The sequence below is a fragment of the Falsiroseomonas sp. RANM36 genome (assembly GCF_056682175.1).
The window spans coordinates 380,468-395,357 of the sequence record NZ_JBWXTD010000002.1; the positions used below are offsets into that span (position 1 = coordinate 380,468).

Consider the following 14,890-nt stretch of genomic DNA (forward strand, 5'->3'; position numbering starts at 1 on the left):
GGGGGGGTGGGGGGTTTTTTTTCCCGGGGGGGGCCCGGGGGGGGGGCCCCGGGCGGCGAAGGCGTCGTGCTTCGCGCCGATCTCCTCCACCAGGATCGGATCGCCGGGCCAGCCCGCGACGCCGGCGCGCACCGCCTCTGCCACCAGGGGCGAGACGGCGACCACGGGCCGCAGCCCCGGCACGCGCTGCGCGAGCAGGCGCAGCGTTGCGCCGAACAACGGCAGCAGGCGCTGCACCTCCATCCGGCGGCTGCCCGGCATGACCAGCAGCGGCCGCGCTTCCGGCCCGAGGCCGTGCGCCGCGCGGAAGCGCGCGGCATCGCCGGCATCGGCGCCGCTTTCCAGCACCGGATGGCCGACGAAGGTCGCCGGGATGCCGGCATTCTCGAAGATCACCGGCTCGAAGGGCAGCAGGCACAGCACGCGCGCGACGCGCTCGCGGATCTTGCGCACCCGGCCGGGGCGCCAGGCCCAGATCTGCGGCGCGACGTAATGGATCACCGGGATGCCGAGCGGCTGCACCCGCTCCGCCAGGCGCAGGGTGAAGCCCGGGCTGTCGATGGTGACGATGACAGCCGGGCGGCGGGCCGCGATGTCCTCCGCCGTCTGCGTCAGGCGCCGCGCGACGTTGCGGATGTTCGGCAGCACCTCCAGCAGCCCCATCAGCGCCAGCTCGCGCATCGGGAACAGGCTGGCCACGCCCTGCGCGGCGAGCAGCTCGCCGCCGATCCCGGCGAAGTCGAGGCCCGGCTCGCGCGCCCGCAACGCCGCCACCAGCCGCGCGCCGAGCGCATCGCCGGACGCCTCGCCGGCGACGATGTAGATCAAGGGCGCGTCGGTCATGCGAACTCCGCGGGCTCCGGCGGCGGGACGGGGCGCTTCGGCCAGTCGCGGTGGTTGCGCACCGCGCCATGCTCGCGCACCGCGTCGAGCAGCGCCGGATCGAGGTCGCAGAACACCCACCCCGCCGCATCCAGCCGCCCGGCGGCGAGCACGCCATCCTCCGGGAAGCCGCCATCGGCCGGGCCGAACACCGCCGCATGGCCGCGGTTGACGTCGAGCGCGGCGGACCAGGGCGCCGCGCCCACGGTCGGCGTGCAGGCGACGTAGCACTGGTTCTCGATCGCCCGCGCCGCGGCGGAGACGCGCACCCGGGTGAAGCCGTGCAGCGTGTCGGTGCAGGAGGGGGCGAGGACCAGCCAGGCGCCGGCCTCCACCTGCACGCGGACCAGCTTCGGGAATTCCACGTCGTAGCAGATGGCGATGCCGAGCCGTCCCCAGGGCGTGTCGAAGACGCGCGGCGGCGCGCCGGATTCGATGCCCCAGCGCTCGGTCTCGAAGCGCGTCATGCTGCGCTTCTCCTGGAAGGCGATGCGGCCATCGGGGGCGATCAGCGGCGCCCGCGCCACCACCCGCCCGCCCTCGCGCATCGGCAGCGTGCCGGCCAGCAGCCAGGTGCCCGCGCGCATCGCGGCCGCGCGCATCGCGCCCAGGATGTCGGGCGCATGGGCGACCATGGCGGCGAGCTCGGCCGGCTCGTCGGTTGCCGCTGGCGGCGCGGGGCCATGATCGGGGCGGCCGACCAGGGCGGCGCCGAGCTCGACGCAGGCATATTCGGGCAGCACCAGCAGGTCGGCGCGCGGCGCCGCCTCGGCGAGCCAGCGGTCGAGCTTGGCGCCGAATTCCGCCACGCTGCCCGGCCGCTCCACCGGATATTGCAGCAGGCCGAGGCGGATGGGCCGCGCGGGCGGCGCCGTCATGGCCCGAGCTCCTTCAGCCAGAAGGAAAGGGTGTGCGGCGTCTCCGCCGCGTCGCCGATCTCCTTCCAGTCGAAGGTCACGGTCAGGTCGGGCCGCGGCGTGTAGCCCCCCCGGCGCCAGAAGCCGTCGAGCGGGACATGGTCGGGCGGCCGGCGCGGATCGGCGGGGTCGCGGACCACGCCGCAGAAGGCGGCGCGGCGCAGGCCGAGGCTTCGGGCATGCGCCTCCCGCTCGGCGAAGAAGCGCACGCCGGCACCCCGGCCGCGACAGCGGCCGAGCAGCACCGATTCGCCGAAATAGCAGAACTCCGACGGGTCGAGGCCGGCGGCGGCGAAGGCCTGCTGCACCTGGCGGTGGCTGGTCGCCATCGGCGCGCAGGTCGCCGCGCCCACCACCGCATCCCCGTCGCGGCAGACCACCACGGCCGCGCCGGGATCCTGCGCATAGGTCCGCAGATAGCCGCGCTCATAGGTCTCGTCGCCCTCGTAGAGATAGGGCCATTCGCGGAACACCGCGATGCGGAGCCCGGCGAGGTCCCGCAGCAGCGGCAGCAGCGCCGGCCCGGCGAGGGTCGCGAAGCGCAGATGGACGTCCGACATCGGCGGATGCATAGGCAGCCGCCCGTTGCGGGGAAAGGGGATCGTCGCGTGGATCCGGTGGAACTGGTCGGCCTGCTGGCCGGCGTGCTGACGACCTCGGCCTTCGTGCCGCAGGCGGTGCAGACCTGGCGGACGCGATCGGCGCGGGACGTCAATCTCGGCCTGATCGTGCTGCTGGTGGCCGGCAACGCGCTGTGGTTCGCCTATGGCGCGCTGGTGGGATCCTGGGGCCTGGTGGCGGCGAACATCGTCACCGTCCCGCTCTGCGTGCTGATCCTGTGGGTGAAGCTCCGCGCCGCCGCCCCGTAGGTCACCCGAGCGAGGCCGCGGCGGCGTCCGGGGTCGGGTGGATCTCCAGGATCTTGTCGAAGCCGCTGATCTCCAGCACCTCGCGCACCGAGGGCTGCGGGCCGGCCACCGCGAAGCCGCCGCCCGCGACGCGGGCCATCTTCGCCGCCTTGAGCAGCACCCGGAGCCCCGCCGAGGAGACGTAGTGCACCTCGGTGAGGTCCACGACCAGGGCGTCGCCGCCGGCCAGCATCTCGAGCAGCCGGGTCTCGGCCGCCGGGGCGGTCGCGGTGTCGAGGCGGCCGCGAAGGCCGGCCACCCTTGCCTTTCCGGCCGTGCTTTCCGTGATGTCCATGCCGGGGTCCCGTCCGCTCATCCGTCGAGGCGGTGAGCGGAAAGCGTTGCGCGGGCCGTCCCGGCTGTCAACGCGCGGCGCCCGCGGCGAGAAAGGCGCCCAGCCCCTCCTGCACCACCTTCGGTTCGAGGTCGCGCAGGATGAACACCAGCCGCGACCGCCGCGGCTGGTCGGGCGGCCAGCCGGCGAGGCGGCGCGGCGGGTGGAACACCCCCTGCACCCCATGCACCACGACCGGCTGCGATTCGCCGATCAGGTCCAGCACGCCCTTGACCCGCAGCAGCGATGCCCCGCGGGTCATGCCGAGCATCTCCAGGAAGCCGGCGAGCCCGTCCCAGGGCAGCGGCGCCTGATACTCCAGGCAGAGGGCCCGGATGCGGGCGTCGTGCCGGTCGGGGTCGTGGGCGTGGTGGTGGTGGTGAGCATGCTCCCCGGGCGCCGCCGCGCCGATCCAGCGCGCCACGTCGGGCGCCTTGGCCGCCGGGTCGAAGGGGCCCGCGCCGAGGATCGCCGCCCGCGCCCCCCCCCCCCCCCCCCCCCGCCCCCGCGCGAGGCCGGCGATGACGGCCCGCGTCCTCGTCGTGGACGACATCGTCGCCAATCTCCGCCTGCTCGAAGCCAAGCTGCTCAACGAGTACTACGAGGTCACGGTTGCCAGCTCGGGGCAGGAGGCCTTGTCGCTGGTGCAGCGCTGGCAGCCGGATGTCGTGCTGCTGGACGTGATGATGCCGGGCATGGACGGCTACGAGGTGTGCCGTCGGCTCAAGGCGCAGCCCGCCACCGCCCATATCCCCGTCGTGATGGTCACCGCGCTGACCGACCAGACGGAACGGGTGCGGGGGCTGGAAGCGGGTGCGGACGACTTCCTCTCGAAGCCGGTGGACGACGCCACGCTGTTCGCCCGGCTGCGGGCGCTGCTGCGGATGAAGCAGGTGCTGGACGCCTGGCGCCTGCGTGCCGAGACCGCGCGCGACCTGGGCTTCGAGCCGCCGCCCGGCCCCTCGGCCTCGGTCGCCGGGGCGCGGGCGCTGATGGTGCTCGGCGATCCGGCGGAGGCCGAGCTGCTTGGCGACATGCTGCGCCGGGACGGGGTCGAGGCCAGCGCCAGCCGCGATGCGGCGAGCGCCTGGGACGCGATGCTGGCGAACCTGCCGGATGTGGTGCTGATCAGCCTCGCCCCGGATGGCGGGGACGCGCTGCGGCTCGCGTCCCGCCTGCGGGCCGAGACGCTGACCCGCGACGTGCCGGTGGTGCTCGTTGCCGACCCGCCGCAGAAGGGCCTGGTGCTGCGCGGCTTCGACCTCGGCGCCAACGACCATGTGCTGCGCCCGGTGGACAGCAACGAGTTGCGCGCGCGCATCCGCAACCAGATCCGGCGCAAGCGCTACCAGGAACGGCTGCGGGCCGAGCTCGACCGCTCGCTGGAACTGGCGGTGACCGATCCGCTCACGGGCCTGCGCAACCGTCGTTACGTCCGCCGGCACCTGGACGCCGTCCTGCGCGGCACCGGGGCGGCGGTGCTGCTGCTGGATGTGGACAACTTCAAGCGGGTGAACGACACCTACGGCCACGCGGCCGGCGACCAGGTGCTGCGGGAAGTGGCCGAGCGGGTGCGCGGGCATCTTCGCGCCGCCGATGTCGTGGCGCGCTATGGCGGCGAGGAATTCATGGTGGTGATGTCCGGCGCCACGGCGGAGGACGCCCGGCTTGTCGCCGAGCGCCTGCGCGGCGCCATCGACTCCGCGCCGATGATGGTGGAGGGCCACGCGCTGCGCGTCACCGCCAGCGTCGGCGTGGCGGCCGGAGAGCCCGGGATCGGCTGCGACGAGGTGGTCGGCGCCGCCGATGCCGCGCTCTACCGGGCGAAGAACAGCGGCCGGAACCGTGTGCAGGCCGCCGAGGCCCGTGACTGGCCGCCGGACTCGATCAGCGCCCGTCGGACGCGCGTCGGCAGCTGAGGGCGAGGGGCCTCGCCGGGCGACCCGCCCCGCACGCCGCTGCCGCATGCCGGAAGCGCGGCGCGCCATCCGGACGCGAAAAGCCCGGCCATTGGCCGTGCTGCCTAGGAAAGCCGGCGAAGGCGGGCCGAAGGCCCGCCCGGATCACTTGATCTTGGCCTCGCGGAACGGGACGTGCTTGCGGGCGACCGGGTCGTACTTCTTCAGCTCCAGCTTGCCGGTCGCCGTGCGGGTGTTCTTCTTCGTCACGTAGAAATACCCGGTGTCGGCACTGCTGACGAGCTTGATGAGAACGGTATTGGCCTTGGCCATGGTCAGGGTTCCAGCGGATAAAACACAGGCACCGCGCGCACCGACGGTGGCCCGGCAGGAGGGCGGAACATAATCCGGCGCCGCCGCAGGTCAAGGCAAAAGGGCGGCGCCCCGGCCGGTTGCCCCGGCCGCGCCCGGCAGTGGGCGCCCGGCACCTGTTGCGCCGCCTACTGCGGCAGGGAGCGCAGCGCCGTCTCATAGGCGCGCGGGCTGTCGATCAGCGCCCGTGCCGCCGCGAGGTCGGCGGGCCGGCCCTCGGCCGGCGGGCAGGCGCTGCGCAGCGCCACCACTTCCGAAGCCAGCACGGGCGGGCGGGCCGCCTGCTGCCGTGCCAGCGCCGCCCCCATCGGGGCCTGCCCGGCGGCGAGCGCCTGCAGCCCCGCTGCCAGCGCCTCCGGCCCCAGGCTGGTACAGAGCTCCGGCAGGACGCCCAGGCCCTGGAGCGGCCAGCCGGCCGGCGAGACCACCTGCGACCAGGTGATCAGCAACTCCGCATCATTCGCCAGCGGCGCGACCAGCTGGATCAGCCCCTTCCCGGTCGTGGCGCTGCCCACGATGACGGCGCGGGGGCGCGCCGCCAGCGCCATCGCGACGATCTCGGCGGCGGAGGCGGTGCGCCCGTCCACCAGCACCACCACCGGCCGGCCCTGCGCCAGGTCCCGCCCCCCCGCGACGTAGCGCCGCGCCGCATCCGGGTGCCGGCCCTCGGTCCGCGCCACCTCGCCCGATGTCAGGAATGCATCCGCCACCGCCACGGCCTGGGTGAGCAGCCCGCCCCGGTTGCCGCGCAGGTCCAGCACCACGCCGCGGGGCGGATGATCGTCGAAGCCCTCGACCAGCGTGGCGATGATCCGGTCCTCGGTCTGCGAGGAGAAGCCGGAGACATTTATCCACAGGATGTCGTCCCGGCGCTCCGCGGTCACCGTTTCCGGCACCACCAGCTCGCGCACCAGCGTCACCTGCAGGCGGCGGGCGCCGCGGGTGAGGCTGAGCGTCACCGTCGAGCCCTCCGGCCCTTCGAGCAGCGCGGCGGCCCGCTCGGGCTCGGCGGCGCTCAGACGCCTGCCGTCCACGGCGAGGAGACGGTCGCCGACGCGCACGCCTTCTTCCGCCGCCGGGCCGCCGGCCGTCACCGCGACCACCCGCAGCGAATTGCCCCGCACCGCGATCCGCAGGCCGAGGCCGGACTGGCCGACCCGCCTTTCGCGGCTGATCCGGGCCTCGGCGCCCATGACGTAGCGGCTGTAGGGGTCGAGATGGTTGAACACCTCGTCGAAGCCGGAGGCGATCACCCGGTCCGCGCCCGCCCGGCGCAGCACCGGCGAGACGTTCCAGGCCGCCTCGTAGGTCTCGGCGAGCAGCGCGCCGAGCGCGGCGCCGGCTGCCTCCGGCGTCGCGGCGGCGGCCAGCCGGGCGACGGGAAAGGCGGCCAGCGGCTTGTCCTCCACCGTCACGCGCAGCTGCCCGTCCCGCTGCACCACGTCGAATCGCGGGTCCAGCACGCCGAGGCCGCGCAGCGACCAGAGCGCCAGATCCGGCACGGCGGCCGATTCCAGGTGCCGTTCCAGCACCAGGCGCATCGCTTCGCCGATCACGCGCTGCGCCAGGGCCCGCGGAAACCCCTCGATCTGCGCCAGAGCCGGCAGCGGCGCCGCCAGCAGCCAGACACTCAGCGCCGCCGCGACCGCCCGGAGGACCTGCCAGCGGAGCCGCGCGGCCGCGCCCGGCCGAGACGCGGGTCGCCCTGCATCAGGCGGAACACCATGCCGCCGGTGCGCGGCGTGGCGGAGACGAGCTCCACCTCCACCGCCTGGCCGAGGCTGAAGGTGAGGCGCGTTCTCTGACCGGTCATCGCATGCCCGGCACCATCCAGCTGCCATCGGTCGTCCGGCAAGGACGCCAGCGGGACGATTCCGCTCGCGCCGTTCGTCTCTACAGTTACGAAGAGACCGAAGCGTGTCACCCCGCTGATTCGCGCATCGAACATGTCGCCGACGCGGTCCGCCATCCAGGCCGCGAGATAGCGGTCCACCGCGTCGCGTTCCGCCATGGCGGCGCGGCGCTCGGTCTGGGTGATGTGCTCCCCCGTGTCGGGGAAGCGCGCGGCCTCCTCCTCCACCAGGCCGTCGCGGCCGAGCCGGAGGCCGGAGACCAGGGCGCGGTGCACCAGCAGGTCCGCGTAGCGCCGGATCGGGCTGGTGAAATGCGCGTAGCGCGCCAGAGCCAGGCCGAAATGGCCGATGTTGTCGGGGCTGTAGGCGGCCTGGGACTGGCCGCGCAGCACCGCCTCGTTCACCAGCCGCGCCTCGGGCCGGTCCTTCACGATCTCCAGCACCTGGGAGAAGTCGCGGGGGTGGATGCGGTCGCGCGGCGCCAGCTTGATGCCGAGCCCCTGCAGGAACTGGCGCAGCCCCTCCAGCTTCTCGTCCGAGGGCCGGTCGTGGACGCGGTACATGCAGGGCTGGCGGAGCCGTTCTAGTTCCTCCGCCGCGCAGACATTCGCGGCGACCATGAACTCCTCGATCAGCTTGTGGCTGTCGAGGCGGGAGCGCGGCACCACGGCCTGGACATTGCCCTTCTCGTCCAGCAGCACGCGGCGTTCCGGCACGTCGAGATCCAGCGTGCCGCGGCGTTCCCGCTCCGACAGCAGCGCCCGGAAGGCGCCGTAGAGCCTTAGGACGTGGCCGGCTTCCAGCCCTTCGGGGTCGGTGCCGGCATCCTGGTGGGCCTGCACCTGCTCATAGGTGAGGCGGGCGGCGCTGCGCATCAGGCCGCGGCCGAAGCGGTGGCCGGTCTTGGTGCCGGCCTTGTCGAAGCGCATCTCCACGAACAGGCAGCCGCGATTCTCCTGCGGCCGCAGGCTGCACCAGCCGTTGGAGAGGGCCTCGGGCAGCATCGGCACGACGCGGTCGGGGAAATAGACGCTGTTGCCGCGCGCCCAGGCCTCCCGGTCCAGCGCCGAGTTCGGCTTCACGTAGTGGGCGACATCGGCGATGGCGACCAGCACGCGCCAGCCGCTCTCTCCCTCGGGGCCATCCGGCTCGGCGAAGACGGCGTCGTCGAAGTCGCGGGCGTCCTCGCCATCGATGGTGACGAGCGGAATGCCGCGGAGATCCTCGCGCCCGCGCACGGTCACGCCTTTGGCGCGCTCGGCCTCCTGCACCGCCTCGGCGGGGAAGATGTCGGGGATGCCGTGGGCGTGGATGCAGACGAGGGAGACGCTGCGGGGCTCGCCCATGCGGCCCAGCACCTCGACGATGCGGGCGGGGCGGGGGCCGAAGGGGCGGTGCTGGGGCAGGGGCTCGGCCAGCACGATGTCGCCGGCCGCGGCGCCGCCCGCATCCGCAGGCGCGACCATCCAGTCGGCACGCTGGCGCCGGTCGGTCGGGATGATCCGGCCTTCCTCGAAGACGCCGAGGATTCGGGCCGGCGCGCCGCTGCCGGCCAGGCGCTTGAAGGTGCGGCCTTCGTATTTCGTGCCGCCCAGGAACCGCAGCCGCGCCAGCACGCGCTCGCCGGGTGCGAGCGCCGGCTGGCCGCGGGCTTCGGGACGCATGAAGATCGCGGGCGGCGGGCCGTTCGCCTTGTCCCACTGCACCGGGCGCGCGATGGCGTCGCCATCCGCATCGCTGCCCACGATCTCCACCACCGTCATGTCGGGTAGCCGGTCGGGGGCGGCGAAGCCGCGGCGGCCCGCGGGTGCGGCCTGGCCGGTCTCCTTCAGCGAGCGCAGGAGTTCGCGCAGGGCAGGGCGCTGGTCGGAGGTCAGGCCGAAATGCCGCGCGATCTCGGTCTTGCCGACGCGGCCGGGCGCGTCGCGGAGGAAGGCGCGGAGTTCCTCGCGGCTTGGCAGCCGCGGCTCGCCCTTCTCGCCCTTGGGCTTCCGCCGCGGCGCCTTGGACGGTGTTGCCCCGAGCCGCTTTGCGTCTCCCTCCCCCGCAGTGCGGGGGGTTCGACGCTCCGCGTCGGACGCCGCAGCGGAGCGCAGGCCGGGCGGGGTGGGAGCGGCGCGACTGTCGGGTGTCGCCCGAACTCGCTTCCGCGCGGCATGTCCCTTCTTCGGCGGCCCGCGGCGCGGCACCTTATTTCGCCTTGCGCGCTGCTGTCTTCGCGGCGGGCTTCTTCGGTGCCGGCTTGCGCGCCGGTGCCGTCTTCGCCGCCGGCTTGGCCACGGTCTTGCGTGGCGCGGCCTTGGGCTTCGCCTCGCCATCCGGAGCGGCCACCTTGCGCGCGGCGGGCTTCGCCTTGCCCTTCGCACCCTTCGCGCCGCGCGGCGGCAGCGCCTTGCCCTTCTCGGCGAGCAGCACGACGACCTCGTCGAGCGTCGCCGCCTCCATCTCCATGCCGCGCGGCAGGTTGGCGACCATGCCGCTGTGCAGGGCGTAGGGGCCGAAGCGGCCCTTGCGGACCTCGACCGGCTGCCCGTCCTTGGGATGCTGCCCCACCAGCCGGACCTTGGCGCGCGCCTTGGCCAGCAGCTCCATCGCCCGGTTCATGCCGAGCGTCAGCACCTCGTCGCCCGGCTCCAGCGACTGGTAGACATTGCCGAGGCGGACATAGGGGCCGAAGCGGCCGATGCCGGCGGTGATCTCCTCGCCCGTCTCCGGGTCGCGCCCGACCACGCGCGGCAGGGAGAGCAGGCCGAGCGCGGCCTCGAGGTCCAGCGTCTCCGGGTTCATGTCGCGGGTGAGGCTGGCGCGGCGCGGCTTCACCTTCTTGCCGTCCTGCTCCGTCTCCTCGCCGAGCTGCACATAGAGGCCGTAGGGGCCGCGCCGGAGCGTCACCGGCTGGCCCGTGGCGGGGTCAACGCCCATCTCGCGCTGCCCTTCGTTGAGCCCCGCCGCGCCATCCGCCTCGGCGCCCGGCACCGCCAGCGGCCGCGTGTAGCGGCATTCGGGATAGTTCGAGCAGCCGATGAAGGCGCCCTGCCGGCCGAGCCGCAGGCCAAGCTTTCCGTTCGTGCAGGCGGGGCAGGTGCGGCCGTCGGACCCATCGGCCTTCTGCGGGAAGAAATGACGACCCAGCTCCTCGTCCAGCGCGTCGATGACGTCGCTGATCTTGAGGTCGGTCGTGGCCGCGATCGCCGCGGAAAAATCCTCCCAGAAGGCGCGCATCACCGCGCGCCAGTCGGCCCGCCCGCCGGAGATGTCGTCGAGCTTCTCCTCGAGCCCGGCCGTGAAGCCGTAGTCCACGTATTTCTCGAAAAAGGCTTCCAGGAAGGCCGTGACCAGCCGGCCGCGGTCCTCCGGGATGAAGCGGCGCTTGTCCAGCCGGACATATTGCCGATCCTGCAGCACCTGCAGGATCGAGGCATAGGTCGAGGGCCGGCCGATGCCGAGTTCCTCCAGCTTCTTGACCAGCGTCGCCTCGGAATAGCGCGGCGGCGGCTGGGTGAAGTGCTGCGTGGCGGCGACGGCGCCGGTCTTCAGCGCGTCCTTCTCCCGCATCGGCGGCAGTGTCTTCTCGTCGTCGTCCTCGGCGGCGGCCGTCGCGATGCCGGCACGGGCATCGGCGGCGCGGTCGTCCTCGTCCTCCCGATAGAGACGCAGGAAGCCGTCGAAGGCGACCACCGAGCCGGTGGCGCGCAGCCGCGTCCGGCCGCTCTCGTCGGCGATCTCGACCGTGGTCTGGTCGAGCTCGGCCGACTGCATCTGGGATGCGACGGCGCGCTTCCAGATCAGCTCGTAGAGCCGGCGCTGGCGGTCATCGAGAAAGGGGCCGACCTGCTCCGGCGTGCGGCTGACATCGGTGGGGCGGATCGCCTCATGCGCTTCCTGGGCGTTCTTCGCCTTGCTCTGATACTCGCGCGGCGCGCCGGGGACGTAGTCGGCGCCGAAGCTGTCCTTGACGTGGTCGCGGATGGCGAAGATCGCCTCGCGGGCCATCTGCACGCCGTCGGTGCGCATATAGGTGATCAGACCGACCGTCTCGCCGGCGATGTCCACGCCTTCATAGAGCTGCTGCGCCAGCCGCATCGTCGCCTGGGCGCCAAGGCCGAGCTTGCGCGACGCCTCCATTTGCATGGTCGAGGTGGTGAAGGGCGCGGGCGGATTGCGCCGGACACGCTTCTTCTCGACGGAGACCACGCCGAAGCGCCCGGCCTCGACCGCGCGCTTCGCAGCCAGCGCCGCCGCCTCGTTCGGCAGGTCGAACTGCTCGAGTTTTTTTCCTTCGTGATGCGTCAGGCGCGCGGTGAAGGGCGCACCGGCCGGGGTCTGGAAGCGCGCCTCCACGGTCCAGTATTCGCGCGCCCGAAAAGCCTCGATCTCGGCCTCGCGCTCGCAGATCAGGCGCAGCGCGACGGACTGCACGCGACCGGCCGACTTCGAGCCCGGCAGCTTGCGCCACAGCACGGGCGAGAGGTTGAACCCCACCAGGTAGTCCAGCGCGCGGCGCGCCAGATAGGCCTCGATCAGCGGCGTATCGAGGTCGCGCGGGGCGGCGATCGCGGTCTGGATGGCGCGCTTGGTGATCTCGTTGAAGGTGATGCGGTTGACCTCGACGCCCTTCAGCGCGCCGCGCCGGGCCAGCATGTCCTTCACATGCCAGGAGATCGCCTCGCCCTCGCGGTCGGGGTCGGTCGCCAGGAACAGCCGCCGCGCGCCCTTCAGCGCCTGGGCGATCTCCCGCACCTGGCGCTCGCCCCGGTCATCCGCCTCCCAGTCCATGGCGAAGTCTTCCTCCGGCCGGACGCTGCCATCCTTGGGGGGCAGGTCGCGGACATGGCCGAAGGAGGCGAGGACGCGGAAATCCCGGCCGAGATACTTGTTGATGGTCTTGGCCTTGGCCGGGCTCTCGACCACGACGACGTCGGTCATGCTTGCGGTTTCGCCCAGTTCTTCGGGCGCCGCGGATCAGCTTGCGGCGCGCGCGACGCGGTTTCCCGGCAGGGCGTCCACGAGACCCGAAAGCTCCAGGTCCAGCAGGATGGCCCGCACGGCAGGCGCCGAGAGGTGGCAGCGCCGGACCAGATCGTCAACGGCTACCGGGGCATGGCCAATCATTTCAAGAACTTGCGCTGCCGCGTCGGAGGCTGGCGGCGGCGCGGCGACCTCCTCCGGTTGTGGGCCGGGGTCTTCCCGGGGGCGGAACAAGGGCAGTTCGCGGGGCGATTCGGGCAGATGGGCGAAGACGTCCTCGGCCGTCTCGACGAGATGCGCGCCCTGGCGGATCAGGTCGTTCGAGCCCCGCGCGCGGGGATCGAGCGGGCTGCCCGGCACCGCGAAGACCTCGCGCCCCGCTTCCAGGGCCAGGCGGGCGGTGATCAGGCTGCCGGAGCGCAGCGCGGCCTCCACCACGACCACGCCCAGCACCAGCCCGGCGACGATGCGGTTGCGGCGGGGGAAGTGGCGGGCAAGGGGGGCGGTGCCGAGCGGCGCCTCGGCCACCACGGCCCCGCCCTCCGCGGCGATGCGTGCCTGGAGCTTGGCGTTCTCCGGCGGGTAGGGCTGGTCGAGCCCGCCCGCGACCACCGCGATGGTCCGCCCATGCGCCTCCAGCGCGCCGAGATGCGCCGCCGCATCCACGCCGCGGGCGAGGCCGGAGGTGACGACGAGGCCGCCGGTGGTCAGGCCGGCGGCGAGTTCCTCTGCGATGCGCCGGCCGCCGGCGGATGCGGCGCGGGCGCCGACCAGCCCGACCTGCCGGCGCGGCAGGATGGAGGCGTCGCCGAGCACCGCCAGCACCGGTGGCGCATCCTCGGTCAGGGCCAGAAGCGGCGGATAGCCGGGGCCGTCCAGGTGCAGCCAGGTGCCGCCAAGCTTCGCCACCGCGTCGGATTCGCGCTCGGCGGCCTCGGCGGGGAAAGGGGTCAGCGCGCGGCCGCTCTGCGCCGCGATCCGGGGCAGGGCGTCGAGTGCCGCGCGGGCGGAGCCGTGGCGAGCGAGCAGGCGGCGGAAGGTTGTGGGGCCGATGCCCTCGGTACGGGCAAGGCGGAGGCGGGCGAGGTGGTCCGGGTCCCCCACCCGGCTAGCCCTTCGACCCCACCCGTGGCTCGGTCCCCGCCAGCAGGCGCTGGATGTTCGCCTTGTGCCGCCAGGCGATCAGCGCGGCGAGCAGCACGGCGAACAGCGCGAGCTTCGCGCCGCCGAAGAGCAGCGCCGCCAGCGGCGCCACCGCGCAGGCCGCCAGCGCGCTGGCCGAGGAGATGCGCGTGATGGCGAAGACCGCCGCCCAGGTGGCGAGCGCCACGGCGCCCAGCCACCAGGCCGCGCCGAACAGCACGCCTGCCCCGGTGGCGACGCCCTTGCCGCCCCGAAAACCCAGCCAGACCGGGAAGGCATGGCCCGCCATCGCCGCCACGCCCGCGACCAGCCCGGCATCCGCGCCCCAGAGCCAGCGCGCGATGACCAGCGCGGCGAGGCCCTTCACGGCATCAAGCACCAGCGTCGCCGCGGCGAGGCCCTTGTTGCCGGTGCGCAGCACATTGGTCGCGCCGATATTGCCCGACCCGATGCTGCGGATGTCCCCGAGCCCCGCCGCCCTGGTCAGCAGCAGCCCGTAGGGCACGGACCCCAACAGGTAGCCGAGCCCGGCAGCGAGAACAAAAATCATCCGAACACCCGCCGCCCGGCCTTCCAGGTGCCGAGCACCTTTCCTTCCAGCGCCCGCCCGTCGAAGGGCGTGTTCTGGGCCTTGCCCGGCAGCTTGCCCGCCTCCACGCGCCAGCCGCGCTCGGGGTGGAACAGCACCAGGTCCGCCGGCGCGTTTTTCGCCAGTGTGCCGGCTTCGATGCCGAGCAGCCTGGCCGGCCGCGCGGTGAGCAGGTCCAGCGCCTGCAGCAGCGTCAGGTCGCCGGCATGGACGCGGGCCAGCGTCACGGCCAGCAGCGTCGCCAGACCCGCGCCGCCGGCCTCCGCCTGGGCGAAGGGCAGGCGCTTGTCGTCGGCGTCGCGCGGCTGGTGGTCGGAGGCGATGGCGTCGATCGTGCCATCCTTCAGCGCGGCCACCACGGCCAGCCGATCCTCGTCCGAGCGCAGCGGCGGGGACAGCTTGGCGTAGGTGCGGTATTCGCCGATCGACGTCTCGTTCAGGTCGAAATAGGGGGGCGCGGTGTCGCAGGTCACGCGCAGCCCGAGCGACTTCGCCGCGCGGATCTGCGCCAGCGCCGCCGCGGTGGAGACATGCGCGAAATGCACATGCCCGCCCGTGATCTTCGCGAGCTCGATGTCGCGCGCGACCAGCATGGATTCCGCCGCAACGGGGATGCCGGGCAGGCCCATCCGCGTCGCGCGCTCGCCTTCCGTCGCCGCGCCGCCGATGGCGAGGCTCGGCTCCTCCGGGTGCTGCACGACGAAACTGCCGAAGGCGCGCGCGTAGGACAGCGCGAGCCGCATCGTGCGCGCATTGCCGATGGCGTGCCGCCCATCGGTGAAGGCGACCGCGCCGGCCTCCTTCAGCAGGCCGAACTCGGCAATCTCCTTGCCCGCGCAGCCGGCCGTGGCGGCGGCATAGGGCAGGATGGTCAGGCACCCCGTTGCCTCGCCGCGGCGGATCACGAACTGGATCAGCGCGGCGTCATCGAGCGGCGGGTCGGTGTCGGGCAGGGCGCAGAGCGTGGTGATGCCGCCCGGGGGGCGGGGCCGGCGGCGGGGGGGGGGGGGGGGGGGGGGGGGCGGC

Annotated in this window: 14 protein-coding genes; 2 read left to right on the forward strand and 12 right to left on the reverse strand. The window is 73.5% G+C overall.

Going from position 1 to position 14,890, the window contains the following annotated elements:
• The 3 genes from AC1MIR_RS02645 to AC1MIR_RS02655 all read right to left on the reverse strand — a co-directional run.
• A partial coding sequence (locus AC1MIR_RS02645) for a lipid-A-disaccharide synthase (protein ID WP_480026636.1) occupies positions 1–843 on the reverse strand: 843 nt, incomplete at its 3' end.
• A complete protein-coding gene (locus tag AC1MIR_RS02650) occupies positions 840–1,760 on the reverse strand; it encodes a carbon-nitrogen hydrolase family protein (protein ID WP_480026637.1) in 921 nt (306 codons plus the stop codon). The genes AC1MIR_RS02645 and AC1MIR_RS02650, both read right to left, overlap by 4 nt.
• Positions 1,757–2,359: a GNAT family N-acetyltransferase gene (locus AC1MIR_RS02655; protein WP_480026638.1), complete on the reverse strand. Its 603-nt coding sequence runs from the start codon at positions 2,357–2,359 to the stop codon at positions 1,757–1,759. Before AC1MIR_RS02655 ends, AC1MIR_RS02650 begins: the two co-directional genes overlap by 4 nt.
• A 48-nt stretch (positions 2,360–2,407) precedes the next feature.
• Here AC1MIR_RS02655 and AC1MIR_RS02660 point away from each other — a divergent pair, with 48 nt between their 5' ends.
• Positions 2,408–2,668, forward strand: coding sequence for a SemiSWEET family sugar transporter (locus tag AC1MIR_RS02660; RefSeq protein ID WP_480026639.1), 261 nt, complete (start codon positions 2,408–2,410; stop codon positions 2,666–2,668).
• A gap of 1 nt (position 2,669) precedes the next feature.
• Here the strand turns inward: AC1MIR_RS02660 and AC1MIR_RS02665 are convergent, their stop codons facing one another.
• Both AC1MIR_RS02665 and AC1MIR_RS02670 read right to left on the reverse strand, forming a co-directional pair.
• A complete protein-coding gene (locus tag AC1MIR_RS02665) occupies positions 2,670–3,002 on the reverse strand; it encodes an STAS domain-containing protein (protein WP_480026640.1) in 333 nt (110 codons plus the stop codon).
• 67 nt (positions 3,003–3,069) lie between these two features.
• Complete coding sequence (locus tag AC1MIR_RS02670) at positions 3,070–3,594, reverse strand: CobW C-terminal domain-containing protein (protein WP_480026641.1); 525 nt, start codon at positions 3,592–3,594, stop codon at positions 3,070–3,072.
• Here AC1MIR_RS02670 and AC1MIR_RS02675 point away from each other — a divergent pair.
• The gene (locus AC1MIR_RS02675) at positions 3,563–4,960 is read left to right on the forward strand and encodes a PleD family two-component system response regulator (protein WP_480026642.1); all 1,398 of its coding nucleotides are present in this window, start codon (positions 3,563–3,565) and stop codon (positions 4,958–4,960) included. The two genes, AC1MIR_RS02670 and AC1MIR_RS02675, sit on opposite strands and share 32 nt — an antisense overlap.
• Positions 4,961–5,104: 144 nt before the next feature.
• Here AC1MIR_RS02675 and rpmG read toward each other — a convergent pair whose 3' ends face one another.
• From rpmG to AC1MIR_RS02710, 7 genes are all read right to left on the reverse strand, one after another.
• Positions 5,105–5,272 carry a 50S ribosomal protein L33 gene (gene rpmG, locus AC1MIR_RS02680; RefSeq protein ID WP_109871295.1) on the reverse strand — a complete coding sequence of 56 codons (168 nt, stop codon included), beginning with the start codon at positions 5,270–5,272 and terminating at the stop codon, positions 5,105–5,107.
• 167 nt (positions 5,273–5,439) lie between these two features.
• Positions 5,440–6,867, reverse strand: a complete 1,428-nt coding sequence (locus AC1MIR_RS02685) for a S41 family peptidase (protein WP_480026643.1) — start codon at positions 6,865–6,867, stop codon at positions 5,440–5,442.
• A 74-nt stretch (positions 6,868–6,941) separates the two neighbouring features.
• Positions 6,942–9,353, reverse strand: coding sequence for a ribonuclease R (gene rnr, locus AC1MIR_RS02690; protein WP_480026644.1), 2,412 nt, complete (start codon positions 9,351–9,353; stop codon positions 6,942–6,944).
• Position 9,354: 1 nt separating this feature from the next.
• The gene (gene topA / locus AC1MIR_RS02695) at positions 9,355–12,090 is read right to left on the reverse strand and encodes a type I DNA topoisomerase (RefSeq protein WP_480026645.1); all 2,736 of its coding nucleotides are present in this window, start codon (positions 12,088–12,090) and stop codon (positions 9,355–9,357) included.
• A 36-nt stretch (positions 12,091–12,126) separates the two neighbouring features.
• On the reverse strand, positions 12,127–13,236 hold the full coding sequence (dprA, locus tag AC1MIR_RS02700; RefSeq protein WP_480026646.1) for a DNA-processing protein DprA: 1,110 nt from the start codon (positions 13,234–13,236) through the stop codon (positions 12,127–12,129).
• A gap of 4 nt (positions 13,237–13,240) precedes the next feature.
• On the reverse strand, positions 13,241–13,825 hold the full coding sequence (plsY, locus tag AC1MIR_RS02705; RefSeq protein WP_480026647.1) for a glycerol-3-phosphate 1-O-acyltransferase PlsY: 585 nt from the start codon (positions 13,823–13,825) through the stop codon (positions 13,241–13,243).
• On the reverse strand, positions 13,822–14,890 hold a 1,069-nt coding region (locus AC1MIR_RS02710), incomplete at its 5' end, for a dihydroorotase (RefSeq protein ID WP_480026648.1). The genes AC1MIR_RS02710 and plsY, both read right to left, overlap by 4 nt.